The sequence below is a fragment of the Pseudomonas sp. SDO5591_S426 genome, assembly GCF_054070755.1.
In genome coordinates this window covers 1-23,630 of record NZ_JBSVXD010000055.1, presented here as the reverse complement: position 1 = coordinate 23,630, position 23,630 = coordinate 1, and the positions used below count along the sequence as shown (strand labels likewise).

The window sequence follows — 23,630 nt, the reverse complement described above, 5'->3', positions numbered from 1 at the left end:
GGGGGATTATCCATGCTCGCGCAACTTCCACCGGCCTTACAGAATCTGCAATTGCCGCTTCGCTTGCGACTCTGGGACGGCCATGAATTCAATCTGGGGCCGACGCCCAGCGTCACGATTGTGGTCAAGGACCCACAAATGGTCACCCAGTTCACCCATCCCAGCCTGGATGCGCTCGGAGCGGCATTCGTCGAGGGCAAACTGGAGCTTGAAGGTTCCATCAGCGACGTGATCCGCGTCTGCGATGAATGGAGTCAGGCGCTGCTGGATGAGGCTGATGACAGCCAGCCTGTGCGCACTCTCCACGACAAGGAGACTGACGCCAAGGCGATTTCCTATCACTACGACCTTTCCAACGCTTTCTATCAGCTGTGGCTCGACAGCGACATGGCGTATTCCTGCGCTTACTTCGAGACAGGCAGTGAAACCCTTGAACAGGCTCAGCAGGCAAAATTCCGCCATTTGTGCCGCAAGTTGCGCCTGCAACCTGGCGAGTATTTGCTGGATGTCGGTTGTGGTTGGGGCGGGCTTGCGCGGTATGCGGCCCGTGAGTTCGGCGCAAAGGTGTTCGGCATTACCCTCAGCAAGGAACAATTGGCCCTGGCCCGCGAGCGCGTAAAAGCGGAAGGGCTGGAGGACATGGTCGAGCTGCAACTGCTCGACTACCGCGATCTGCCGCAGGACGGGCGCTTCGACAAAGTGGTCAGCGTCGGCATGTTCGAGCATGTCGGTCATGCGAACCTGGCCGAGTACTGCAAAACCCTGTTCGGCGCGGTGAAAGAGGGCGGCCTGGTGATGAACCATGGGATCACCGCCAAACACACCGATGGCCGTCCGGTGGGACGCGGTGCCGGTGACTTCATCGAAAAGTATGTGTTCCCCAACGGCGAGTTGCCGCACCTGTCGATGATTTCTGCCGAGATCAGCGAAGCAGGGCTTGAGATCGTTGATGTCGAGAGCCTGCGCCTGCACTACGCGCGCACGCTGGACCACTGGAGCGAGCGCCTTGAAGACAACCTTGAGGCCGCCGGGAAACTGGTGCCGGAACAAGCGTTGCGCATCTGGCGCTTGTACCTGGCGGGTTGCGCGTATGCGTTCGCCAAGGGCTGGATCAACTTGCACCAGATCCTTGCGGTGAAGGCTCATCCCGATGGCAGCCACGAACTGCCATGGACTCGCGACGATATCTACACGCCTTAAAGAATCGGCGAAATGAGCCGGGCGACCCGCATGCCGACCTTTTGCAGGCGGTGGGTCTCCCGGCCTTCGTCCTTGGCGATTTCGTGAGCCTGGGCGAAGTCATCGTTGAGCATCTGTTCCACCTTGGCGGCAAACACGCTGTCGACGGTCAACAACATCACCTCGAAATTCAGCCGGAACGAACGGTTGTCCATGTTGGCGCTGCCAATGGCGCTGATTTCGTTGTCGATCAACACCACTTTCTGATGCAGGAAACCGGGTTCGTAGCGGAATACGCGCACGCCCGCGCGCACCGCTTCAAAGGCATACAGGCTGGAGGCTGCGTAAACGATCCGGTGATCGGGCCGTGACGGCAGCAAAATCCGCACATCGACACCGCGCAGTACCGCTAGGCGCAATGCCGCAAATACCGCTTCGTCGGGGATGAAATACGGGCTGGTGATCCATACCCGTTCAGTTGCTGCGTGGATGGCTTCGACAAAGAACAGTGAACAGGTCTCGTAGGAATCGGCCGGTCCACTGGCGAGCAATTGGCACAGTACGCCGTCGTCCGGGTACACCTCTGGCAGGATCAGCGGCGGCAGTGAGCGGGCGGCCCAGAACCAGTCTTCGGCGAAGGACTCCTGCATACAGGCGACCACCGGCCCGCGTACTTGCACATGGGTATCGCGCCAAGGCGCGAGAGGCGGCTTCTCGCCCATATATTCATCGCCGACGTTGTGTCCGCCGACGAAGCCGAGAATGCCGTCGACCACGACGATCTTGCGGTGATTGCGGAAGTTGACCTGGAAACGGTTGAGCCAGCCGCTGCGGGTCGCGAAGGCTTTGACCTCGACGCCACCATCGCGCAGCGCTTGCACATAACTGTGGGGCAGGGAATGGCTGCCGATGCGGTCGTAAAGCAGATAGATCGCCACGCCTTCAGCGGCTTTTTCCAGCAGCAGGTTTTGCAGCCGTTGGCCGAGGCGATCGTCGTGAATGATGAAGAACTGGATCAGGACCGCTTCTTTGGCTTGGCGGATGGCATCAAAAATCGCATCGAAGGTCGCCCGGCCATTGATCAGTAGGTGCACTTCGTTGTTTGCCAGGCAGGGCATTCGTCCGAGCTTCGGCATTGCCCTCAGGGATGCATAAGCGTGGGATGCACGAGCGGTCAGCGCTTCTTCGACCCACGGCCGCCAGTTGAGCTCGGAGATGGCCTTGCGCATTTCTTCGTTGGCTTGGCGCCGTGCCTTGATGTAGCCGTCGAAGGTGCTACGGCCGAACACGAGATAGGGGATGAGTGTCAGGTAAGGCATGAACACCAGGGACAGGGCCCATGCGATCGAGCCTTGGGCGGTCCGAACGGTCAACACGGCATGGATCGCGGCGATCGTGCCCAGGGAGTGCAGCAGTGCGATGGTGTAGCCGAAGATATGCGGTCCGAAATAATCCATGGGGGGCAGCCTTGCTCCTGAAGATTCAATGCTTAACAGACCATGTTCCGGGCAGAATGTCGCTATTTAATTGGCCCATGAACCGAAGCCCGCGGCTGACGTCTAACGGCCACTACTGATCAGGAGTTACACGATGAACGTTCGTCTGCTGGGTTTGGCCATTACGCTGGGTTTGGCACTTCCTGTGGCCGCTCAGGCGCAGATGCTGCAGCCGGGTTTGTGGGAATTGACCACCAGCAACATGAAGGTCGATGACCAGAACCTGCCGGATCTGCAACTGATCCTCGGTCAAATACAAAGCCAGATAACCCCTGAACAGCGCGCACAGCTGGAGAAACAGGGCATCACCATGGGCGGCAAAGGGATTCGCGCGTGCCTGACGCCGGAGCAGGTCAAGAGCGACAATATCCCGCTGACCGACCCGCAATCGGGCTGCAAGCAGGAAATCACTGATCGCACCGGCAACCAGTGGAAATTCCGCTTCAGCTGCCCGAAAGCGCAAGGTGCGGGTGTCGCCACGTTCCTCAGTGACCGTGAGTTCACCACCAAGGTCAACGGCACGTTCAATGCCACCGGCATCAACCAGAAGGGTAGCCTCGAGAGTCGTGCCGTGTGGTTGGGGCAGGATTGCGGCACCGTCAAACCACGCGCTTAAAGCATCGCAAGCAAGCTGCGCTCCCACGGGTCAGATTATCCCCGTGGGAGCGCGCCTATCGAGCTCAACCACTCACACACCGCATCAATCTTCATCCTGCCGAAATCCTCCCCGCTGCGACTGCGCACACTGACAAATTCGCCAGCCTTTTCCTTCTCGCCGACCACCACCAGGTACGGCACCGTCTGACTGTGATGTCGAATCTTGTAGCGGACCTTTTCGTTGCGCAGATCTGCGAGGGCGCGCACACCACTTCTGCGCAGCCGCTCGGTGACCGCATGGGCGTAAGTTGTCTGCCGGTCATCCATGCTGACGACCATCACGTGGGGCGGCAGGCGCCACTGCTGCAGTTCCTGGTGGCTGGACCAGCACGTGCCATAGATGCGTTGTTGCAGGGTGCCATTGATGTGATCGAGGGCAAATGCCTGCAACACCTTGGTGGTGGGCACATGCGGTCCTGTCGTCAAATATTCGGTGTCGCCGAGGCGATACAACGACAGGTTCTCGGAATGCGTCGACGCAGAGGGCGTCTGCCGTCGACGGATCGAATGATTGGTCGCCGCCAGTGATTGCATGCGTGCTTCGATCAACGGCAGGTCAGTCGTCGACAACGGGCGCTCGACATCAAACTCGCAATAGAACCCGTCACCCAGCACCGAGCCCGTGCGCAATTGCGCATGGGCATGCAGTTGCTTGACCGCCATCGCCAGCATCAGCGAACAGGAGCGTCGCAGGATCTCCAACCCGTCGGGCTCTTGCGGCGTCACGATGCTGACCCGGGCATCGGCCCGGATCATGAACTCACAGTCCACCAACACGCCGTCCACCCGACCTGCTACCGCAGCGTTGGCCAGCCCGGGGCCAATACTCGCGGCAACTTCATGTACGGACAGCGGTTGATCGTATTCTCGCAATGAACCATCGGGCAGGGTGATCTGGATCATGATTGTTGTTCTCGAATGCTTCGATCACACGCACTAGCGGATAAACCTTAAAACCAAACCCAGCCCGCTGTCATGTAGACATTTGTCGTGCCCGTTTAAAACTCGTTCTGCAGGGCTTTGTATCCGCGCACCAGGTCGACAATTTGCGGATCATGGCTTGCTCAACGCGTTGTACAGGGTATTGAGGTTGTATTCGAACAACCCGGTAAAAGTACTCGCCGGACCACTCGCCGCGAGCGCATCCGAGTACAGGGTGCCGCCAATCCGGGCGCCGCTTTCGTCGGCGATCTGCTTGAGCAGACGCGCGTCCTTGATGTTTTCCATGAACACCGCTTTGACCTTGGCCTGACGGATCTGAGTGATCAACGCAGCGACTTCGCTAGCCGAAGGTTCGCGTTCGGTGGACAGCCCCTGCGGAGCCATGAAGTCGATGCCATAGGCCTGACCTAGGTAACCGAAGGCATCATGGGAGGTTACGATCTTGCGGTTGCCCGGTGGCAACGAACCGAGTTTGGCCTTGGCTTCCACGAGCAGGGCATGGATCTGTTTCAGGTAAGCCTGACTGTTGCGCTGGTAGTCGCCCTTGTTGGCCGGATCGGCAGCGATCAATGCCTTGGTGATGTTGCTGATGTACAACTCGGAGTTCGCCAGGTTATGCCAGGCGTGCGGATCGGGAACGGTTTCGCCGTCTTCATCCAGATCGCGCGGAATGACGCCGTGGCTTGCGCTGATCACTGGCGCTTTGGTCTCGGTACTGGTTACCAGGCGATCAAGCCATGGTTCGAATCCCAGGCCGTTCTTGATGATCAGTTTTGCCTTCAACAGAGCTTGGGCGTCGTCTGGTGTCGGCTCGTAAGTGTGAGCATCGGCGTCGGGGCCGACCATGTTGGTGATCTGAATGTGATCACCACCGACCTGATGCGTCATGTCGGCGAGGATACTGAAACTGGTGACCACCTGAAGTTTTTCAGCGGCAGACAGCGACATCGACAGCATCAAACTGAACAGCACGAGTAAAGCGCGCATCGGCAAAAACCTCATTGAGATGTGAGCAAAGGTGGCCGACGCAGCAAACCGTGCACCGGCCCGAACACCACGGAAAGCAGATAGCAACCGCCAGCGACCAGCACGATGGCCGGGCCGCTGGGTAGCGAGTAATGGAACGACAGCAACAAACCGAGCCACACCGAGAGACTGCCGAGCAGCGCGGCAATGGCTATCAATACTGGCAAGCGGCGACTCCAGAAGCGTGACGCGGCCGCGGGCAGCATCATCAGGCCGACCACCATCAAGGCGCCGATGGCCTGGAAACCGATCACCAGATTCAGCACCACCAGCGTCAGGAAGACGCCATGGGCCAGGGGACCTAGGCGGCTCACGGTTCGCAGAAAGAGTGGGTCGAGGGTGTCGAGCAACAGGGGGCGGTAGATCAGCAGCATGGCGATCAGGCTCACTCCGCAGACCCAAAGCATGCCCGTGAGGGTCGGGCCATCGACTGCCAATGCCGAGCCGAACAGCAGGTGCAACAGGTCCAGGCGTTTGCCGGCGATGCCGAGAATCAGCACACCGCTGGCCAGGGAAATCGGGTAGATCGCTGCGAGGCTGGCGTCCTCTCGCAGACCGGTGCGACGGGTGATCCAGGCAGCGAGTCCGGCCATGCTCAGGCCGGCACCGAGGCCGCCGAGGGTGAGGGCGGGAAGGCTCAAACCGGCAAACCAGAACCCCAATGCCGCGCCGGGCAAAATGCCGTGCGCCACCGCATCGCCGATCAGGCTCATCCGTCGCAGGATCAGAAACACACCCAGCGGCGCTGTGCTGCAGGCCAGTACCAGACCGCCGAGCAGCGCCCGACGCATGAACACGAACTCGTGAAAGGGTTGCCAAAGTTGAGCGGCGGCGAGCATCAGGCTACCTGCGCTTGCGGCTGCTGGTGGATAAGATCGCTGCTCGCCCCAAAGACGCAGCCACTGTTTTTGATCAGCAGTGTGTTCGGAATGTGATGGCGAACGGCGGCCAGATCGTGGCACACGACAACCAGGGTTCGGCCTTCTGCGTGCCAGGCGTGGAGATGTTTCCACAGCAGTACCAGACCGAGTTCATCCAGCGCGGCATGGGGTTCGTCGAGTAGTAGCAGAGGTGCTTCAGCGAGACTCAAGCGAGCGAGCAGGGCGCGTTGCAATTCGCCGCCGGAGAGAGCCATCAACGGGCGTTGTTCCAGGCCACTCAGGCACCAATCGTCGAGGACAGATGCGAGGCGTTGGCGACGTTGTTCCGGCGATTGCTTGCTGCCCCAGAAACCAGCGGCGACCAAGTCTTGAAGGCTGATAGGGAATTGGCGGTCCAGATGTTGCTGCTGTGGCAGGAACGACAGTCCGCCCTCGCGTGGCGCGTCCACCAGGATTTTTCCGGCGAGCGGTTTTTGCAGGCCGGCGATGACTTTCAACAGGCTGCTTTTCCCGCTGCCGTTGGCACCGATCACGGCGGTCAGGCTTCCCTTCGGTAGCGCGATATCGAGGGGCGGTGTCAGTGACTGACCGGGAGCGCCCCAACGCAAACTCTGACAACGGATCATGCGACCTCCCGGTTCCATCGACTCTCGGCGACTGCGTCGTGGGCGTGAAGGCTTTCAGCGTGGATCACTCGTATGTGAAATCCGTTGATACCGGGTGAGCGTTTTAGGGCCAGGTTCAAGCGTCTGGCAGCGTCTTCGCAGAACATCAGGTTCTGTCCGTTGGCGAGGGCGAAGGCTTGTTCATCGGCGCGCTTCACGGCGGTTTGTACGGCGGTGCCGAGGGCTGCTTCGGCATCGTTGATCAGTGCGATCAGCGGTAACTCGTCCAGATAGTCATCCAGGTGCAGACGTAATTGCGCGGAGCTGCGTTGACTGTGCGGTGTGGCGACGATGCCCTTAGGAGAGCCGAGCCAGGCTAATATCTCCGCGTGATGCAAAGCGCGATTGGCAAAATCATCGACGAATTGCTGCTGAATCAGTTGCCGGGAAAGCGCTGCTGAACAAGGGCACGTTGAGGAATAAGGGACGTCGATTTTTAGTTCCACGTGGAACATCGCGTTTTTCAGATGTGCTTCGATGCTGACGGGATAGCTCTTCCAGCCAGCCAGCGGACTGATCAGCGCCGATCTTTTCAGCAGTAAATCGGTATGAATGTTCAGATAAGCGTTGCTTGAAAGTCCTTCATGACTGTCCAGGAAGCTCTGCAACACCCGTCGAAGCAGAGCGGGCGAAAGGGTTTCCTGCTCCAGCATTTCCAACGCCAGATAAAGCCGCGACATATGAATGCCGCGCGCCTCGCCGTTATCGAGACTTACGCCGGCATCGGCTGTTGCGGGCAGTCTTTGGCCATCGAGCAAAACAGGAAGAGCAATGCCACACATGCCCACCCACTCCAGTGGCAGGGCTTGGCGTGAGGCCTGCGCGGCGATATCCGGCAGAGTCAGCGCATTCATGAGCAGGTCCATCGTGGGAGTTGATTTGGCATGTTATATTATAACAACAAAATCGACGACGGCTTTTTCATGAACGGATTTTCATTTCTCGCGTGGGCCGCAGAAACAGAGATGTCCCGCGTCTAACAACCGGCTATTCGGCTGCAGGTGAACTTGGCGCTGCTGCCGCCGGAACTGGAAAACCGGTTGATCGTGGTCCATCCAACGCGCCGGTTGTAGCCGACCCAGGCCTCTCCGTCGGAAGCGATACCGGTGGAAAACGTCAGTTGGCCATAGCGGCTGTTGGTCTGCGCCCAGTAGCGTTTTCCATTCACTTCAAAGCCCCGCAAGTAAATCGTGCTCCCTACAGTGTTGACGCTGTAGGCATTGCCCTCGCCATCCACGCAGGCCAGCAAGTTGGCGCTGCGGGTGCAGTTGGCCAGCGTTGGAATTTGCGCCCAGGCATCGGCCGTACCCAGCAGTGCAATGCTCAACAGCACCAGTTTCAGGGCATTACGCATAGCGTTTCTCACCAATGGGAAGGTCTCCAGCGTCGTGCCCTTTACCGTTGTGGGCAAGGGAGAGTGGCTTGATTGTGTCGTTATATTATAACATAAAACCAAGCCCGACGATTTGACCGGGTACCCTGTGAGGAACATCTGATGCCCAATCGTCTACCCGTTACCGTCCTGTCGGGCTTTCTTGGTGCCGGAAAAAGTACACTTCTCAATTACGTACTACGTAATAGGGAAAATCTGCGGGTCGCTGTCATCGTCAACGACATGAGTGAAATAAACATCGACGGCAGTGAAGTCCAGCGTGATGTCAGCCTCAATCGCGCCGAAGAAAAACTCGTGGAAATGAGCAACGGCTGCATCTGCTGCACCCTGCGCGAAGACTTGCTGGAGGAAGTGAGCAAGCTCGCCAGGGAAGGTCGTTTTGATTATCTGCTGATCGAATCAACCGGTATTGCCGAACCGCTGCCAGTGGCGGAGACGTTTACGTTTCGCGACGAAAACGGCCAGAGCCTCACCGACATCGCCCGGCTCGACACCATGGTGACCGTGGTCGATGGCATGAATTTCCTGCTCGACTACCAGGCCGCCGAGAGCCTCGCTTCCCGTGGCGAAACACTGGGTGAAGACGACGAGCGCTCGATTACTGACCTGTTGATCGAGCAGGTCGAGTTCGCCGACGTCATCTTGATCAGCAAGATCGACCTGATCAGCAGCCGCGAGCGTGAGGAGCTGATCGCGATACTCGAACGGCTCAACGCCCAGGCGGAAATCATCCCGATGGTCATGGGTGAAGTGCCGCTGGAGAAAATCCTCAACACCGGTTATTTCGACTTCGAAAAAGCCGCTCAGGCGCCGGGCTGGCTGCGCGAACTGCGCGGCGCACATGTACCGGAAACAGAGGAGTACGGTATCGCCTCCAGCGCTTACCGTGCGCGCCGTCCATTCCATCCACAACGCTTTTTCAGCTTCATAGACCGCCCATGGGTGAACGGAAAGCTGCTGCGCTCCAAAGGGTTTTTCTGGTTGGCGAGCAAGCACATGGATGCTGGGAGCTGGTCACAGGCCGGTGGGTTGATGCGCCATGGTTTCGCCGGTCGCTGGTGGCGTTTCGTGCCGAAGAATCAATGGCCGCAGGATGAGGAGAGTACCGCCGCGATCATGGAGAACTGGACCGCTGCCACCGGTGATTGCCGACAGGAACTGGTGTTCATCGGCCAGAACATCGACTTCGCGCAGCTCACTGCCGAACTCGATGACTGTCTGCTGACGGATGAAGAAATGGCACTGGGTATCGAAGGCTGGCGATTGCTGCCGGACCCGTTCGGCCCTTGGTACGAAGACGCCGCGTGACTCTTCAAGGCTTGAGCCAGGTTCCCTGGCTCTGAGCTTCGCAAAACGGCTTCAGATACGCCGCATCCGTGGCTACGCCGTAATAGTGAATATCCTGTCGGTAAGGCATATTGGCGACTTGGGCGTTGCTGCACACGCCGAACGCCCCGCTTGGGCATTGGTCGACGTACTGCACCTCGACCTTCTGCCCGGCCAGTTTCGGCTGGCAGAAACCGTCGGCGAAGAGTTTTTCCGGAATGTTGCGGTTCTGTTGGCAGACTTTCACGTCAAGCCGCTCTGCCTGGCTGTGGACGACGCAGGCCTGGGCCAGCGCTTCGCCGCAGGGCAGAATCAGTAGCAATGAAAATCCCATCCACCGCATCCTTACCTCCCAAGACACCTTCGATCATGTTGCAGAACATACCCACCCACGTCATCGCCGGGCCATTGGGGGCCGGCAAGACCAGCCTGATCAGGCACCTGCTGGCGCAGCGTCCAGCGGGTGAGCGCTGGGCGGTATTGATCAACGAGTTCGGCCAGATCGGCCTCGATGCCGCGTTGCTGACCCGTGACGCCGATGGTATCGCACTGGGCGAAGTGGCCGGGGGCTGTTTGTGTTGCGTCAATGGCGCGCCGTTTCAGATTGGTCTCGGTCGTTTGCTGCGCAAGGCACGGCCGGATCGACTGTTCATTGAGCCTTCGGGGCTGGGCCATCCGATGCAGCTGTTGCAACAATTGAGCGAGGCGCCATGGCAAGGCGTTCTGAATGTGCAACCCAGCGTGCTGGTGCTCGATGCGCAGGCGCTCCTCGCCGGCAAGCCGCTGCCTGCGGCGCAACAGGAGGCATTGAACAGCGTGGGTCTGTTGCTGATGAACAAATCCGAAGGTCTCGAAGAATGTGATCGCCAGCGGATCGCCACATCGTTGCCGGTACGTCCTTTGTACTGGACGCAAGAATCCGCGTTGCCATTGAGCGAGTTGCCCGGTCTCGAGGCGCGGGCGGTGGCGGGTGTGGATAACTTTGTGATGCCCAAGAGCCTGGCGCAGCTCCCGGCGATCTGGAGCGACCCGAAGCTGCCTATTTGTTTAAGTCAGGCGCAGGAGGGCGATTGGAGTATCGGATGGCGCTGGCATCCGAACCAGATCTTCGATGCGGCGCTTGTCGGCCGATGGCTGGAAGGCCTTTTGTGGCGGCGGGCGAAGCTGGTTATCCACAGTAGCGGTGGCTGGGTTTCGGCCAATGCGTTGGATAACTCGTTGTTGACGTGGCAGCCCAGCGAATGGCGGCAGGACTCGCGAGTCGAGTTGATTTTCAGTGAGCCGCAGGATGTGGAAGTGTTGCAAAGAGGCCTGGCCGACTGCCGTTTGATCTAAGGATCACGGCCGCCATTTGTTGTGTTCCTGCCGCCAATGGCTCAGCTCGATCACCTCGGCGCTCGGCTTGACGACATCGACGACGGGCGGCGTTTCGTCAAACGGCATCGGATAAGGCGCCAATTCAATCTGCGCGCTGTGGGCACCGAATTGGGTGATGGTGCCGTTATGCCGACTTTCGCCGGTCACGGTGAATTCGAAGTTATACACTCGGGCCAGGCGCCGCCGACCGCGGGCATCCTTGAGGAACGCGATTTTTTTCAGCGCCACGTTTCCATCCAGCAATTCGATGCCGACGTTGCTGCAATGCTGCTTGACCCGCTCCAGCGCGCGCTCGCGCAGGCCGTGGTTGTGCCACAGCCAGGCGCCTGCGGTGGCGAGCAGCATCAACACGAAAATATTTCCAAGGGTCAACATCAACAGGGCGCTCCAACAAGATAGTGTCAGCTTAACTGCGTCGCCGGTCTGTCGTACAGGCTGCGTTTAGTCGCATACTGCGCCGCTCGAATTTCAATCGTTTTACGGAAACTCACCGCATGAAACGTACGCCCCATCTGCTCGCTATCCAGTCCCACGTGGTGTTCGGTCACGCAGGCAACAGTGCCGCGGTTTTCCCGATGCAGCGGGTCGGGGTGAATGTCTGGCCGCTCAACACCGTGCAGTTCTCCAACCACACGCAGTACGGCCAGTGGACCGGCGACGTGCTGGCGCCGCACCAGATTCCTGATCTGGTCGAAGGCATCGCAGCCATTGGCGAGCTCGGCAATTGCGACGCGGTGCTGTCGGGTTACCTCGGCAGCGCGGCACAGGGCCGGGCAATCCTTACGGGTGTGGCGCGGATCAAGGCGATGAATCCCAAAGCGCTGTATTTGTGCGACCCGGTGATGGGCCATCCGGAGAAGGGTTGCAGCGTGCCGGCGGAAGTCAGCGATTTCCTGCTGGAAGAAGCCGCCGCCGTGGCCGATTTCATGTGCCCGAATCAACTGGAGCTCGACAGCTTCTCGGGGCGCAAGCCGCAGTCGTTGTTCGATTGTCTTGCCATGGCGCGGGCGCTGCTGGCACGCGGGCCGAAAGCGGTGCTGGTCAAGCATCTGGACTACCCAGGTAAGACTTCGGACGTGTTCGAAATGCTGCTGGTGACAGCCGAAGGCAGTTGGCATCTGCAACGTCCGCTGCTGGCGTTTCCGCGTCAGCCGGTGGGCGTTGGCGACCTGACTTCCGGGTTGTTCCTGGCGCGCGTGTTGTTGGGCGACAGCCTGGTGGCCGCGTTCGAATTCGCCGCATCGGCGGTGCATGAAGTGCTGCTGGAAACCCAGGCCTGCGCGAGCTACGAGCTGGAACTGGTGCGGGCGCAGGACCGGATTGCCCATCCGCGGGTGCGGTTTGAGGCGACTTCGATCAGCTTGTAACCAGATCAGAACAAAAAGATCGCAGCCTGCGACAGTTCCTACAGGAATTCGCATTTCTCTGTAGGAGCTGCCGCAGGCTGCGATTTTTTGCTTTAAGCGTCGCCCTTGATTTCCTGATAGCGCTTTTCCAGTTCCTGACGAATCTGGCGGCGTTGCTGGGCCTGAATGTATCGGCGCTTGTCCTCGCTGTTTTCCGGTTGCAGCGGCGGCACCGGGGCGGGTTTGCGTTGGTCATCCACCGCAACCATGGTGAAGAAGCAGCTGTTGGTGTGGCGCACCGAGCGCTCACGGATGTTTTCGGTCACCACCTTGATGCCCACCTCCATCGAGGTGTTGCCGGTGTAGTTGACCGAAGCGAGGAAGGTCACCAGTTCGCCGACATGGATCGGCTCACGGAAAATCACCTGGTCCACCGACAGGGTCACCACGTAACGGCCGGCATAACGGCTGGCGCAGGCGTAGGCGACTTCGTCGAGATACTTGAGCAGGGTTCCGCCGTGAACATTGCCAGAGAAGTTGGCCATGTCGGGGGTCATCAGTACCGTCATCGACAGCTGGGCGTTTCCGGGTTCCATAGCGTTCTCACGGATCAAGGCAAGGTTTGAGGGACGCACCTCTGCGGGTGCCTGCGTGGTTTTTTCAAACCAACAGTTATCGGGACGCCGGGCGGGAAGCCGCCGTCACGCCGGATCGATCTGTTTCCATATATTGCACCGCCTTTCTGCCGGAAGTCGCGGTGTTACCCTGCAAAAGCCCACTCCAAAGGGCAAATTCCTACGCGAAAAGCAGGTTTGTATCCCGTTCAATCGGACGTTTTCTGCGTCTGCTGGTTGAGCCATGTCACCCAAGGAGCCACACGCCATGCATGCCATCAGTTTTATTCAGGATCTGGCAGTGATCATGTTGATCGCGGGTGTGGTGACCGTGGTTTTTCATCGCCTCAAACAACCGGTGGTTCTGGGCTACATTGTTGCGGGCTTCATCATTGGCCCGCACACCCCACCGTTCGGGCTGATCCACGACGAAGAGACCATCAAGACCCTGGCGGAGCTCGGGGTGATTTTCCTGATGTTCTGCCTGGGCCTGGAATTCAGCCTGCGCAAGTTGTTCAAGGTCGGCGCCACGGCGTTTATCGCGGCGTTTCTGGAAATCGTCCTGATGATCTGGATCGGCTACGAAATCGGCCGCTGGTTTGACTGGAACACCATGGATTCACTGTTCCTCGGCGCGATCCTGGCGATCTCCTCGACCACCATCATCGTCAAGGCGCTCAACGACCTGAAGATGAAGAATCAGCGTTTTGCACAGCTGATTTTCGGTGTGCTGATCGTCGAAGACATCCTCGGTATCGGCATCATCGCCTTGCTGTCGAGCATCGCGGTCAGCGGCACGGTCAGCTCCGGCGAAGTGTTCTCGACGGTCGGCAAGCTCTCGTTGTTCATGATCGTCGCATTGGTGATCGGCATTTTGCTGGTGCCGCGATTGCTGGCTTACGTGGCCAAATTCGAAAGCAATGAAATGCTGCTGATCACCGTGCTGGGCCTGTGTTTCGGCTTCTGCCTGCTGGTGGTCAAGCTTGAATACAGCATGGTCCTGGGCGCGTTCCTGATTGGCGCGATCATGGCCGAATCCCGGCAGTTGCTGAAGATCGAACGCCTGATCGAACCGGTTCGCGACCTGTTCAGTGCGATTTTCTTCGTCGCCATCGGCCTGATGCTCGACCCGATGATCCTGCTGCAATACGCCTGGCCAATTGCGGTGATCACGGTGGCGGTAGTTCTGGGCAAGATGTTGTCCTGCGGACTCGGTGCCTTTATCGCCGGCAACGACGGACGCACCTCACTACGCGTCGGGATGGGTCTTTCACAGATTGGCGAATTTTCTTTCATCATCGCTTCGCTGGGCATGACCCTGCAGGTCACCAGCAACTTCCTTTATCCGGTAGCCGTGGCGGTTTCGGTGATCACCACGCTGCTGACGCCTTATCTGATCCGAGCGGCAGACCCGCTGTCGATCAAATTGGCTGCGGTGATGCCGCAGCGTTTGGGCCGGGTGTTGGGGATGTATGGCGAATGGCTGCGCAGCATCCAGCCGCAGGGCCAGGGCGCGCTGCTGGCGTCGATGATTCGACGGATCCTGCTTCAGGTGGGGGTCAATCTGGCGCTGGTGATCGCGATTTTCTTCGCAGGCGCTTACTTCGCCGAACGAATCTCTACGTACCTGCAGGACTGGGTCAGCGATCCGAGTTGGCAGAAGGCATTGATCTGGGGTGGTGCGCTGCTGTTGTCGCTACCATTCCTGATTGCCGCGTATCGCAAGCTCAAGGCGCTATCGATGTTGCTCGCGGAAATGGGCGTGAAGCCTGAAATGGCGGGGCGCCACACAGAGCGAGTGCGCCGGGTGATCTCCGAAGTGATCCCGATTCTCTCGCTGCTGGTGATTTTCCTGCTTTTGGCAGCCTTGTCGGCCAGTATTCTGCCGACCAACAAGTTGCTGGTGCTGATCGCTGTGGTCGCAGCCGCCGTAGCAGCGGTGCTGTGGCGCTGGTTTATCCGCGTCCACACGCGCATGCAGGTGGCGTTGCTGGATACCCTGGACAATCACAAGGATTCGCCAGGGCACTGACCCAGTGGGGCGTCGGCTGACTCAGCTTTCCAGCCAGACGTCCCGCGCCCAGTGCCATACCGACTCCCAGGTTTCTTCGGCGATCAGCTCTTCTTCGGCCTGCCACAACACCACAGTGCCGTCTTCTTCGACGCAGTAGTAGTCATCACCGTCCTGGCAGATCGGGATAAAGCTACGATCGACACCGGCATCCCAGGCGTTGGCAGCAACATCCGGCAGGTAGGTGTGGGATTGCGGGTCGGTGACGGTCACCGGCTCCAGGCTGCCGTAGACAACGTCGCTGACGGTCAGCAAAAACTCTCTGAAGACGAACGGAATATCGATGAACAGTTGTTCTTCGATTTCCACCAGTTGATCTTCGTCGGGCAACTCCAAGGGGACCGGTACCGGTTCGTTGGCTTCACGCAGTTGTTCGATGATTTCTTCCACGTCCGGGATCCTCTTGCTTGTATGGCGCGGTTTATATGGGGCGGTTTATACAGTAGCTTGCTATAGATGCAACCGCGAAATAGAAAACCCCAGCCGAGGCTGGGGTTTTTATTACAGCAAGTGAAGCGCGGAGGATGATCAGCCGTTCTGGCGGATACCTGCGACCAGCCAAGGCTGGTTTTCACCCTGTGCACGTTCCATGTTCCAGCTTTCGCTGAACACTTCGCCCTGGTCGAAACGCGAGGATTTCGACACGCCGCTGAAGGTCAGGGTGGCGATGGTCTTGTCGGCACGGTCATCCACGCCGTCCAGCTGCACATTGAGGTTATCAATGTAAGTGGACTGGAAGGCGTCACCCAGGTCAGCACGTTCGCGCTTGAGGAACTCGAGCATTTGCGGGGTCACGAACTCGGAGATCTTGTCCATTTCGTTCGCGTCCCAGTGCTGTTGCAGCGACTGGAAGTGGCTGCGCGCGGCTTCTACGAAGCTCTGTTCGTTGAACCAGGCCGGAGCGTTGATCACCGGACGGGCGGCAACGGGTGCGGCCGAACCACCGAAGATCGAACCCATGGCTGGCTTCTGCTCGAACGCTTCACGCTGCATCGGCGCGTGACCGGCCGGAGCGAATTGCTCCTGCTGCTTGCGACGACGAGCGGCGATGAAACGGAAGACCAGGAACGCGATGACCGCCATGATCAGGATGTCGAAGATCTGCATGCCCTGGAAGCCGTCGCCCATGAACATGGAAGCCAGCAAGCCACCGGCCGCGATACCGGCCAGAGGGCCGAGCCAGCGCGAAGCACCGCCAGCCTTGGCAGCAGCGCCAGCGGCACCGGCAGCACCAGCGGTCGCCGCAGCGCCGCCCATGCCTGGAGAAGAAGGAGCCATCTGGCTGGTTTGGTGAGTCGGCGCAGCGCCTGCGCTTTTGCCACCACCGAAGCGCTTGGCGGCATTGACGTCGAGACTCATCGTCAGGCCGATGCACAACGCCATGGCGATGCTAAGAAAACGTTTCATAAAGGGAATTCCCATTTGTGGAAGGCACGCGCGCCATGTTGCACAGCTGAAGTGTTACTGGCTAGCGGCAGAGTGTTTCGGGCTTTTGCCTGACAGGTCGGGTTCAGCTTCAGTCAGCGCAATAAGGCCTGTTAACTTTGGTCTGTAGGATGAGTGGATAAGTTCTGTAGGAAGGGTTTGTCGTTGAACCCTGTGGGGGCGAGCCTGCTCGGGATGACGGACTCACAGCCAAAAAATTTATCGACTGATCTACCGCTATCGCGAGCAGGCTCGCTCCTACAGAAAGCTAGATTGATTCGAGCTTGGCGTAGCCCAGCATCAACCACTTGCTGCCTTCGCCGAAGTTCACCTGGACCCGCGCCTGTGCGCCGGCGCCTTCGAAGTTCAGGATCACGCCGTCGCCAAACACCGAATGCCGGACTGTCTGGCCGAGGCTGAAACCGGTCTGCGGAATTTCACTGCCGCTGAACAGGCTGCCGCCGCTCATCGACTGATTGCCGCCAAACGGACGACTGACGCTGTTGGAAAGCCGCACTTCCTGGATCAGGCCTTTCGGCACTTCGCGTACGAAGCGCGACACCTTGTTGTAGGTCTCGCTGCCATATAGGCGTCGGGTTTCGGCATAGGTCATCACCAGGTTCTGCATGGCGCGGGTGATGCCGACATAGGCAAGACGGCGCTCTTCCTCAAGACGGCCGGGCTCTTCCAGGCTCATCTTGTGCGGGAACAGGCCTTCTTCCATGCCCACCAGGAACACGTAAGGGAACTCCAGACCTTTGGCGCTGTGGAGCGTCATCAGTTGAATGCTGTCTTCGTGCTCGTCGGCCTGCGTATCGCCAGCCTCCAGCGATGCGTGACCGAGGAACGCCGCCAGCGGCGTCAGGTCTTCGTCTTCTTCGCTGTTTTCGAAGTTGCGTGCAGCGCTGACCAGTTCCTCAAGGTTTTCTACCCGGGCCTGGCCTTTCTCGCCTTTTTCCGCTTCGTGGTAGGCGATCAAGCCTGACTGCTCGATGACCGTCTGGGTCATCAGGTGCAGCGGCATCTCCATGCACTTGGCGGCGAGGTTCTCGATCAGCTCGATGAATGCGCCGAGCGCGCCGGCTGCGCGACCGGTCAGGCCCTTGTTGGCCACCAGTTGGCGCATCGCTTCCCACATCGACACATCGCTGTGGCGCGCATGGTCGCGGATCGCTTCAACGGTTTTTTCGCCAATGCCACGGGCCGGGACGTTAATCACCCGTTCCAGTGCGGCATCGTTGCCACGGCCTTCCAGCAAACGCATGTAGGCCATGGCGTTCTTGATTTCAGCCCGTTCGAAGAAGCGCTGACCGCCATAAATGCGGTACGGAATGCGCTCACGCAACAAGGCTTCTTCCAAAACGCGCGATTGGGCGTTGGAGCGATACAGAATCGCGATATCGCTGCGAGACAGGCCGGTTTTCAGCGCGCTTTCGATGGTTTCGACAACATACCGGGCTTCATCGTGCTCGTTGAATGCAGCGTACAGATTGATCGCTTCGCCATCGCCGCCATCGGTCCACAGTTCTTTGCCCAGACGCCCGGTGTTGTTGGCGATCAAGGCGTTGGCGGCCTTCAGGATGCCGGCGGTGGAGCGATAGTTTTGCTCCAGACGAATGGTTTCGGCGTCCGGGAAGTCCTCGGAGTACTGATAGATGTTCTCGATTTTCGCGCCACGCCAGCCGTAGATCGACTGGTCGTCATCGCCCACCACCATCAGGCTGTCGCCACCCTTGGCCAACAGGCGCAACCAGGCGTACTGCACGGCGTTGGTGTCCTGGAATTCGTCCACCAGAATGTGCCGGAAGCGCTTTTGATAGTGCGCCAACAGGCCTGGGTGATCGCGCCACAAGTCGAGCGCACGCAGCAGCAATTCGGAGAAGTCGATAACTCCGGCACGCAGACACGCCGCCTCATAGGCTTCATAGATGCCGCGCATGGTCGCCAGGAACAGGTCGCCGCTGGCTTGAATGTGTTGCGGGCGCAGACCTTCGTCTTTCTGCCCGTTGATGAACCATTGGGCCTGACGGGCCGGCCAGCGTTGCTCATCCAGGCCGAGCTCGCGGATCACCCGCTTGACCAGCCGCTGCTGGTCGTCGCTGTCGAGAATCTGGAAGGTCTGGCTCAGCCCGGCTTCCTGCCAGTGCGCCCGCAGCAAGCGGTGCGCCAGGCCGTGGAAGGTGCCGACCCACATGCCGGCCGGGTTGATACCCATCAGCTGCTCGATGCGATGGCGCATCTCGGCAGCAGCCTTGTTGGTGAAGGTCACCGACAGAATGGAGTGGGGCGACGCGTTTTCGACCTGGATCAACCAGGCGATACGGTGCACCAGCACTCGGGTTTTACCGGAACCAGCACCGGCCAGGACCAACTGACGACCCACGGGGGCTGCTACGGCCTGCCGTTGGGCATCGTTGAGAGAGTTCAGCAGAAGGGAGAGATCATCGCGCATCGGGGCATTCTAGGGGGCGGCGTCACACCGGGCAAACCCCGCTTTGCTTTAGCCGATGAAAGAGGCGCGCGGGACGACCGGTCAGTCATTGGCTGTAAGCGTTGGCTGCACTCGTCCGGCGGCATTTGCAGCGGATCGGCAGGCTAATACTTTTGTCTGTTTTTTGACCGGGGGCAGTTTGGTCCGGGCACTGGCTTGTGTATGCTCCGTCGACGTTTCGGGCCCCATGCTCGTCATTATAAGAACAAGAACATTGCCTATGACCTTCAGCTCCGACCTGTCGGGCCCCACCGTGGAGCCCCGGGTTATCCGAAAACAGTACGCCATGGAAATGGCGGTCGAACGCACGCGTCTGCTCTATCAGGGCTCTTTACTGCCCACACTGTTCATGTTGATCAATGGTCTGGTCTGCGCCGGGTTGCTTTGGAGTCCGCAGCGCTACTTCCTGGTCAGCGTCTGGCTGGTGTGGTTGTTGTCATTGGTGGCGCTGCGGGTGATTCAGGTAGCAGCTTTCGATTCGGCCATTCCCAATCGGCAGGCTCATCCCATCTGGCGACGGATGTTTTTGCTGGGTTCCGGCCTCACCGGCCTGACCCTGGCCGGTGCCGGCATCGCCTTGGTTCCCGCCGATAACTTCATTCAGCAAGCCTGGGTCTTCGGCCTGATCGGTGCGGCGGCCCTCTCGGCCAGCGTGGCCTACGCGGTCAGTTTGCCGGCCTTCCTGTCTTTCACTTTGCCCTGCCTGTTGCCGGCCATCGCCTTCATGTTCTGGGGTGGTGACGAACAACAGCACGGTTGGGGCTGGTTTGGCCTGATTTTGCTGGGCGCATTGAGTGTGGTTGCCTGGCAGGTCAATCGCCTTATCGATCGCGGCCTGTTGCGACGCTTCCAGAATCAGGCGCTGATCGAGCATCTGCAACAAGCGCAAAATTGCGGTGACCAGCTTAATCAGAAACTGGCAAAGGAAATCGAGCAGCGCCGGCGAGCTGAAGACGAGTTGCGCGAAATCCAGGTCGATCTGGAAAGCCGCGTCGCCCAGCGCAGCCTGGAACTGGATGCCGCCAACCAGGCGCTGAGCAAGAGCGAGGCGCGCTTGGCGCTGGCATTGAAAGCCAGTGAACTGGGGTTGTGGGACTGGAACCTGCAAACCGACGAAGTGCATCACACGCAGATTCAGGAGTTGTTTGGCCTGGAGCCGGAACAGGTGACGGCAATCCTGCGCCACCTTAAGCCACGCCTCCACCCCGAGGATCTTCCCGCGCTGAAAAGGGCGCTGGTCGAGCACTTGAAGGGGCGCACCGAGGACTACCAGATCGAGTACCGCGTGCGGCATGGCGACGGCCACTGGGTCTGGATCGAGGACCGTGGGCGGGCAGTCGAGCGTGCCGAAAACGGCCGGGTGATCCGCATGGTCGGCACTCGCCGCGACATCAGCGCGAGCAAGGCACTTGAAGAACAGCAGCAATTGGCGGCGACGGTGTTCGAGGCCGCCAGCGAAGGCATCGTGATTTTTGACCCCAATTACGCGTTGCTCGCGGTCAATCAGGCCTTCAGCCGTGTGACGGGCTATGACATTGACGAAATTCTGGGTCGAAACGTGATCGAGTTGCCGTGCAGCCGCGATGCACGCCGGCATTACACCGCGATTCATCAGGCGCTGGAGCAGCACGGCAGTTGGCAAGGCGAATTGGTGGAAACCCGCAAGAACGGCGAGATGTATCCGCAGTGGCTTCAGTTGAGTACGGTCCGCGATCCTCGGGGAAAGGTGAGCCATATTGTGGGCTTCTTCGCGGATCTCTCCGCCCGGCGTGAATCCGAAGAGCGCATGCGCTATCTGACCCATTACGATGAACTCACCGGCCTGGCCAACCGATCGATGTTCCGTGAGCGGCTCAGCGAGGCGCATCAACGGGTGCGACAGGGCGGTTATCGCAGCCTGGCGTTGCTGCACATCAATCTCGACCGGTTCAAACAACTCAATGACAGCCTGGGTCATGAAGTCGCCGACCAGTTGTTGCAGAAGATGGCGCGACGACTGGTCAATGCCTTGCCGGAGGCAGACACGATCGCGCGCCTGTCCGGTGACGAGTTTGCCGTGTTGTTCAACTCCTACGGCAACCTTTCGAGTCTCGCTCGGGTGGCGACACGGTTATCGAACAAGTTGCGCATACCGGTGACGGTCGAGGGCCATGAACTGGTGGTCAGTGCGTCCATGGGCATCAGTTTGTTGCCGGACAGTGCCCGAGAGATTTCCGCGTTGGTCAGTCAGTCGAACATGGCCATGCAACACGCCAAGCATTTGGGCGGCAACAACTTCCAGTTCTACACCGACAGCCTGCAAGCCAGCACGCTGGAGCGGTTGCAGCTGGAAAACCAGCTGCGTAAAGCGGTTGAAGAGAAGCAGTTGAAGGTGTTCTACCAACCGAAACTGTGCCTTGCCACGGGCAAGTTAAACGCCGCTGAGGCGCTGGTGCGTTGGGATCATCCGACCATGGGTCGCGTGCCACCGGGGGATTTCATCGGTCTGGCCGAGGAAACCGGGTTGATTGGCCCGATCGGTGAGTTCGTACTGCGCCAGGCCTGCTGGCAAGCCTGTGAGTGGCAGCGCCAGGGGCTTGAAGCGATTCGGGTGTCGGTGAATCTGTCGGTGCATCAGTTGCGTCAAGGCAAACTGGTCAGTCTGGTGCGCCAGGTTCTGGAAGAGACTGGGCTGGAGCCGCGCTTTCTGGAGCTGGAACTCACCGAAAGCCAGCTGCTGGACAGCGTCGAACACATCATCGCGACCTTCCAGCAGCTGCGAGATCTGGGCGTGAAACTGGCAATCGATGATTTCGGCACTGGCTATTCATCCCTGAGCTATCTCAAGCGGATTCCGGTGGATTACGTGAAGATCGATCAGGCGTTCATTCGCGGTTTGGGGGAGGGCAGCGAGGATGCGGCAATCACTCGGGCGATCATCGCCATGGCGCACGGCCTGTCTTTGAAGGTCGTGGCGGAAGGGGTTGAGCGGCTTGAGCAGCTTGAGTTTTTGAAAACCGAGCACTGCGACGAGGTGCAAGGGTATCTGATCAGTCGACCCATCGAAGCGGATGGATTGGCGAGTCTGCTACGAGAGCAATCTGCCGTGTGAGCGGCTCAACTTCCCGCCGGACATGTTTGGTGCCGACGGGAAGCCAGGAAGCTGATGGGTTATTAGTTGGTAATTAGAACTTTGTCGATATGGTGCAGCAACTTTCCTTCGTAGAAAATGCTGACGCCAGTGACATTGGAATCGCCAATTACTTTATATTCTACAAACTTGTCGGTTTCTACCTGCAAGGAAACCTCGTTGGATTTTACCAGTTTAAGTTCCAGGCGCAGATCGAAGGACTTGTCCTGGATTGCGGTTTTTTCCAGTGTAGGCGTAATGCCGGTATGGGCAACAGTTACGGTGCCAAAGGTGCGGAAAGATGCGGCGCCTGGCATGCGATCGATTTGTGCGGTCCAGTCTTTTGTTTTAATGCTCATAATATGTAGCTCCTTTAATTAAGTTTTTGCTTCCTGCGCAATCAATATATCCAGATCAACTTGCGAGCGGGTGGTTTTTATTAGTTGTATTTGTAAGTCTGTATGTTGTGTTGTGGGTTACGGGCATAACTATGCTTTGAACTTTATTAGAGCTGCCTATTTGATTTTTACCCCTCAAGACAGACGTTGAGGGGGCAATCAGAACTCCGCCATGCGTGCTACATGAAGCGCGGGCACCTGAAATCGAGGGATTCGGTAACGCATTGAGCAGGCAAAATGCCGATTCATGTAGTATAACTACAAGCGTGCTACATCCCCGGCACCTGCCAATAACAAAGAGTCCAGCCCCTTGAATCTGCTGCAACACATCGCCCAGTCTCGCCACCTGTTACGCAAGTCGGAGCTCAAGGTCGCCGATCACGTGCTGCTTGACCCCGCGGCCGTGATGCACAGTTCCATGGCCGACCTGGCCCATAGCGTCGGTATCAGCGAGCCGACCATCGTGCGTTTTTGCCGTGCCATCGGTTGCTCCGGGTTCCAGGACCTGAAGCTCAAGCTGGCCCAGAGCCTGGCGGCGGGCGCGAGTTTTGGACAGTTCGCGATCCACGAAGATGATTCGGTCGCCGACTACAGCCTGAAAATCTTCGACACCACCCTGCACACGTTGATGGAGGTTCGCGAGAAGCTCGATCCGGTGGAGTTACAACGGGCAGTCACGCTGATGTCCCAGGCCCAGCGCGTCGAGTTCTATGGCTTCGGCGCCTCGGGTGCGGTAGCGGCGGATGCGCAGCACAAATTTTTCCGTTTGCTGCTGACTGCGGCGGCGTATTCCGATCCGCATATGCAGGCGATGTCAGCGGTGACCCTGAAGCCGACCGATGTGGCGATCTGCATTTCCCAGTCCGGGCGTTCCAAGGATCTGCTGATCACCGCCAACCTGGTGCGCGAAAGCGGCGCTTCGTTGATCACCCTGTGCCCGAGCCAGACGCCATTGGCCGAACTGTCGACCGTCAACCTGGCGATCGATGTGCATGAAGACACCGAAATCTACACGCCGCTGACCTCGCGGATCGCTCACCTGGTGGTGATCGACGTGTTGGCGATGGGCGTGGCGATGGCGCGCGGACCGAGCCTGGTCAACCACCTCAAGAGCGTCAAGCGCAGCCTTCGCAGCTTGCGGTTGTCGCCGAAGTCGGTGAAAGCACTCGACGACTAAGATCAAAAGATCGCAGCCTTCGGCAGCTCCTACAGGTATTCAGTTCCCTGTATGAGC

At 59.0% G+C, this 23,630-nt stretch carries 22 protein-coding genes; 8 read left to right on the top strand and 14 right to left on the bottom strand.

All coding sequences use genetic code 11. From position 1 onward, the window contains the following. Window positions 1-12: 12 nt before the first annotated feature. Window positions 13-1,200: a C17 cyclopropane fatty acid synthase CfaB gene (cfaB, locus tag ACW9JC_RS13635; RefSeq protein WP_338583941.1), complete on the top strand. Its 1,188-nt coding sequence runs from the start codon at window positions 13-15 to the stop codon at window positions 1,198-1,200. Here cfaB and cls read toward each other — a convergent pair. Further along, a complete protein-coding gene (gene cls, locus ACW9JC_RS13630; RefSeq protein ID WP_457455353.1) occupies window positions 1,197-2,636 on the bottom strand; it encodes a cardiolipin synthase in 1,440 nt (479 codons plus the stop codon). The two genes, cfaB and cls, sit on opposite strands and share 4 nt — an antisense overlap. A gap of 133 nt (window positions 2,637-2,769) precedes the next feature. Here cls and ACW9JC_RS13625 point away from each other — a divergent pair, with 133 nt between their 5' ends. Next, a complete protein-coding gene (locus ACW9JC_RS13625; RefSeq protein ID WP_457455351.1) occupies window positions 2,770-3,291 on the top strand; it encodes a DUF3617 domain-containing protein in 522 nt (173 codons plus the stop codon). A gap of 35 nt (window positions 3,292-3,326) precedes the next feature. Here the strand turns inward: ACW9JC_RS13625 and ACW9JC_RS13620 are convergent, their stop codons facing one another. The 6 genes from ACW9JC_RS13620 to ACW9JC_RS13595 form a co-directional block, all read right to left on the bottom strand. Then, window positions 3,327-4,235 (bottom strand): His/Gly/Thr/Pro-type tRNA ligase C-terminal domain-containing protein, encoded by a 909-nt coding sequence (locus ACW9JC_RS13620; RefSeq protein WP_457455349.1) that lies wholly within the window; start codon window positions 4,233-4,235, stop codon window positions 3,327-3,329. A gap of 150 nt (window positions 4,236-4,385) precedes the next feature. Continuing rightward, entirely contained in the window at window positions 4,386-5,261 is an 876-nt protein-coding gene (locus tag ACW9JC_RS13615; RefSeq protein WP_457455347.1) for a metal ABC transporter substrate-binding protein, read from the bottom strand. A gap of 11 nt (window positions 5,262-5,272) precedes the next feature. Continuing rightward, window positions 5,273-6,139, bottom strand: a complete 867-nt coding sequence (locus ACW9JC_RS13610; RefSeq protein WP_457455345.1) for a metal ABC transporter permease — start codon at window positions 6,137-6,139, stop codon at window positions 5,273-5,275. Continuing rightward, entirely contained in the window at window positions 6,139-6,807 is a 669-nt protein-coding gene (locus ACW9JC_RS13605) for a metal ABC transporter ATP-binding protein (protein ID WP_457455343.1), read from the bottom strand. Before ACW9JC_RS13605 ends, ACW9JC_RS13610 begins: the two co-directional genes overlap by 1 nt. Beyond that, window positions 6,804-7,700 (bottom strand): GTP cyclohydrolase FolE2, encoded by an 897-nt coding sequence (gene folE2, locus ACW9JC_RS13600; RefSeq protein WP_457455341.1) that lies wholly within the window; start codon window positions 7,698-7,700, stop codon window positions 6,804-6,806. Before folE2 ends, ACW9JC_RS13605 begins: the two co-directional genes overlap by 4 nt. Before the next feature lie 122 nt (window positions 7,701-7,822). Beyond that, the gene (locus ACW9JC_RS13595) at window positions 7,823-8,200 is read right to left on the bottom strand and encodes a glutamine synthetase (RefSeq protein WP_457455339.1); all 378 of its coding nucleotides are present in this window, start codon (window positions 8,198-8,200) and stop codon (window positions 7,823-7,825) included. Window positions 8,201-8,341: 141 nt separating this feature from the next. Between ACW9JC_RS13595 and zigA the strand changes: the two genes are divergently transcribed. Next, window positions 8,342-9,547 carry a zinc metallochaperone GTPase ZigA gene (zigA, locus tag ACW9JC_RS13590; RefSeq protein WP_457455337.1) on the top strand — a complete coding sequence of 402 codons (1,206 nt, stop codon included), beginning with the start codon at window positions 8,342-8,344 and terminating at the stop codon, window positions 9,545-9,547. A gap of 4 nt (window positions 9,548-9,551) precedes the next feature. On the opposite strand, the gene ACW9JC_RS13585 is transcribed toward zigA, so the two are convergent. Continuing rightward, window positions 9,552-9,908: an NADH:ubiquinone oxidoreductase gene (locus ACW9JC_RS13585; protein ID WP_416128808.1), complete on the bottom strand. Its 357-nt coding sequence runs from the start codon at window positions 9,906-9,908 to the stop codon at window positions 9,552-9,554. A gap of 26 nt (window positions 9,909-9,934) precedes the next feature. Here ACW9JC_RS13585 and ACW9JC_RS13580 point away from each other — a divergent pair, with 26 nt between their 5' ends. Next, on the top strand, window positions 9,935-10,900 hold the full coding sequence (locus ACW9JC_RS13580) for a CobW family GTP-binding protein (protein WP_457455335.1): 966 nt from the start codon (window positions 9,935-9,937) through the stop codon (window positions 10,898-10,900). Window positions 10,901-10,903: 3 nt separating this feature from the next. Here the strand turns inward: ACW9JC_RS13580 and ACW9JC_RS13575 are convergent, their stop codons facing one another. Further along, window positions 10,904-11,317, bottom strand: coding sequence for a DUF3301 domain-containing protein (locus ACW9JC_RS13575; protein WP_416128810.1), 414 nt, complete (start codon window positions 11,315-11,317; stop codon window positions 10,904-10,906). Window positions 11,318-11,436: 119 nt separating this feature from the next. Between ACW9JC_RS13575 and pdxY the strand changes: the two genes are divergently transcribed. Then, window positions 11,437-12,309 (top strand): pyridoxal kinase PdxY, encoded by an 873-nt coding sequence (gene pdxY / locus ACW9JC_RS13570; protein ID WP_448109816.1) that lies wholly within the window; start codon window positions 11,437-11,439, stop codon window positions 12,307-12,309. 92 nt (window positions 12,310-12,401) lie between these two features. On the opposite strand, the gene ACW9JC_RS13565 is transcribed toward pdxY, so the two are convergent. After that, on the bottom strand, window positions 12,402-12,884 hold the full coding sequence (locus ACW9JC_RS13565; protein ID WP_095194575.1) for an acyl-CoA thioesterase: 483 nt from the start codon (window positions 12,882-12,884) through the stop codon (window positions 12,402-12,404). Window positions 12,885-13,170: 286 nt separating this feature from the next. Here ACW9JC_RS13565 and ACW9JC_RS13560 point away from each other — a divergent pair, with 286 nt between their 5' ends. After that, entirely contained in the window at window positions 13,171-14,934 is a 1,764-nt protein-coding gene (locus ACW9JC_RS13560; RefSeq protein WP_416128812.1) for a cation:proton antiporter, read from the top strand. Between the two features lie 21 nt (window positions 14,935-14,955). Here the strand turns inward: ACW9JC_RS13560 and ACW9JC_RS13555 are convergent, their stop codons facing one another. From ACW9JC_RS13555 to uvrD, 3 genes are all read right to left on the bottom strand, one after another. Next, window positions 14,956-15,363, bottom strand: a complete 408-nt coding sequence (locus tag ACW9JC_RS13555; RefSeq protein WP_457455332.1) for an SMI1/KNR4 family protein — start codon at window positions 15,361-15,363, stop codon at window positions 14,956-14,958. A 138-nt stretch (window positions 15,364-15,501) separates the two neighbouring features. After that, complete coding sequence (locus ACW9JC_RS13550) at window positions 15,502-16,380, bottom strand: Tim44 domain-containing protein (protein ID WP_457455330.1); 879 nt, start codon at window positions 16,378-16,380, stop codon at window positions 15,502-15,504. Window positions 16,381-16,666: 286 nt separating this feature from the next. Further along, window positions 16,667-18,850: a DNA helicase II gene (gene uvrD, locus ACW9JC_RS13545; RefSeq protein ID WP_457455328.1), complete on the bottom strand. Its 2,184-nt coding sequence runs from the start codon at window positions 18,848-18,850 to the stop codon at window positions 16,667-16,669. A 259-nt stretch (window positions 18,851-19,109) separates the two neighbouring features. On the opposite strand from uvrD, the gene ACW9JC_RS13540 reads away from it, so the two are divergent. Further along, entirely contained in the window at window positions 19,110-21,980 is a 2,871-nt protein-coding gene (locus tag ACW9JC_RS13540; RefSeq protein WP_457455326.1) for an EAL domain-containing protein, read from the top strand. A gap of 62 nt (window positions 21,981-22,042) precedes the next feature. Here ACW9JC_RS13540 and ACW9JC_RS13535 read toward each other — a convergent pair whose 3' ends face one another. After that, window positions 22,043-22,357: a hypothetical protein gene (locus ACW9JC_RS13535; RefSeq protein ID WP_457455324.1), complete on the bottom strand. Its 315-nt coding sequence runs from the start codon at window positions 22,355-22,357 to the stop codon at window positions 22,043-22,045. Window positions 22,358-22,706: 349 nt separating this feature from the next. On the opposite strand from ACW9JC_RS13535, the gene hexR reads away from it, so the two are divergent. Next, a complete protein-coding gene (gene hexR, locus ACW9JC_RS13530; protein WP_007927594.1) occupies window positions 22,707-23,573 on the top strand; it encodes a transcriptional regulator HexR in 867 nt (288 codons plus the stop codon). Window positions 23,574-23,630 lie beyond the last annotated feature (57 nt).

What these genes read in the sequence shown, in the direction of transcription:
- ACW9JC_RS13565 (WP_095194575.1), bottom strand. Translation starts at nt 12,884, where the DNA reads ATGGAACCCGGAAACGCCCAGCTGTCGATGACGGTACTGATGACCCCC.
- ACW9JC_RS13610 (WP_457455345.1), bottom strand. Translation starts at nt 6,139, where the DNA reads ATGCTCGCCGCCGCTCAACTTTGGCAACCCTTTCACGAGTTCGTGTTC.
- ACW9JC_RS13540 (WP_457455326.1), top strand. Translation starts at nt 19,110, where the DNA reads ATGACCTTCAGCTCCGACCTGTCGGGCCCCACCGTGGAGCCCCGGGTT.
- ACW9JC_RS13550 (WP_457455330.1), bottom strand. Translation starts at nt 16,380, where the DNA reads ATGAAACGTTTTCTTAGCATCGCCATGGCGTTGTGCATCGGCCTGACG.
- uvrD (WP_457455328.1), bottom strand. Translation starts at nt 18,850, where the DNA reads ATGCGCGATGATCTCTCCCTTCTGCTGAACTCTCTCAACGATGCCCAA.
- ACW9JC_RS13615 (WP_457455347.1), bottom strand. Translation starts at nt 5,261, where the DNA reads ATGCGCGCTTTACTCGTGCTGTTCAGTTTGATGCTGTCGATGTCGCTG.
- pdxY (WP_448109816.1), top strand. Translation starts at nt 11,437, where the DNA reads ATGAAACGTACGCCCCATCTGCTCGCTATCCAGTCCCACGTGGTGTTC.
- ACW9JC_RS13575 (WP_416128810.1), bottom strand. Translation starts at nt 11,317, where the DNA reads ATGTTGACCCTTGGAAATATTTTCGTGTTGATGCTGCTCGCCACCGCA.
- cls (WP_457455353.1), bottom strand. Translation starts at nt 2,636, where the DNA reads ATGGATTATTTCGGACCGCATATCTTCGGCTACACCATCGCACTGCTG.
- ACW9JC_RS13560 (WP_416128812.1), top strand. Translation starts at nt 13,171, where the DNA reads ATGCATGCCATCAGTTTTATTCAGGATCTGGCAGTGATCATGTTGATC.
- ACW9JC_RS13585 (WP_416128808.1), bottom strand. Translation starts at nt 9,908, where the DNA reads ATGCGGTGGATGGGATTTTCATTGCTACTGATTCTGCCCTGCGGCGAA.
- ACW9JC_RS13625 (WP_457455351.1), top strand. Translation starts at nt 2,770, where the DNA reads ATGAACGTTCGTCTGCTGGGTTTGGCCATTACGCTGGGTTTGGCACTT.
- ACW9JC_RS13605 (WP_457455343.1), bottom strand. Translation starts at nt 6,807, where the DNA reads ATGATCCGTTGTCAGAGTTTGCGTTGGGGCGCTCCCGGTCAGTCACTG.
- folE2 (WP_457455341.1), bottom strand. Translation starts at nt 7,700, where the DNA reads ATGAATGCGCTGACTCTGCCGGATATCGCCGCGCAGGCCTCACGCCAA.
- ACW9JC_RS13595 (WP_457455339.1), bottom strand. Translation starts at nt 8,200, where the DNA reads ATGCGTAATGCCCTGAAACTGGTGCTGTTGAGCATTGCACTGCTGGGT.
- ACW9JC_RS13535 (WP_457455324.1), bottom strand. Translation starts at nt 22,357, where the DNA reads ATGAGCATTAAAACAAAAGACTGGACCGCACAAATCGATCGCATGCCA.
- ACW9JC_RS13580 (WP_457455335.1), top strand. Translation starts at nt 9,935, where the DNA reads ATGTTGCAGAACATACCCACCCACGTCATCGCCGGGCCATTGGGGGCC.
- cfaB (WP_338583941.1), top strand. Translation starts at nt 13, where the DNA reads ATGCTCGCGCAACTTCCACCGGCCTTACAGAATCTGCAATTGCCGCTT.
- ACW9JC_RS13620 (WP_457455349.1), bottom strand. Translation starts at nt 4,235, where the DNA reads ATGATCCAGATCACCCTGCCCGATGGTTCATTGCGAGAATACGATCAA.
- zigA (WP_457455337.1), top strand. Translation starts at nt 8,342, where the DNA reads ATGCCCAATCGTCTACCCGTTACCGTCCTGTCGGGCTTTCTTGGTGCC.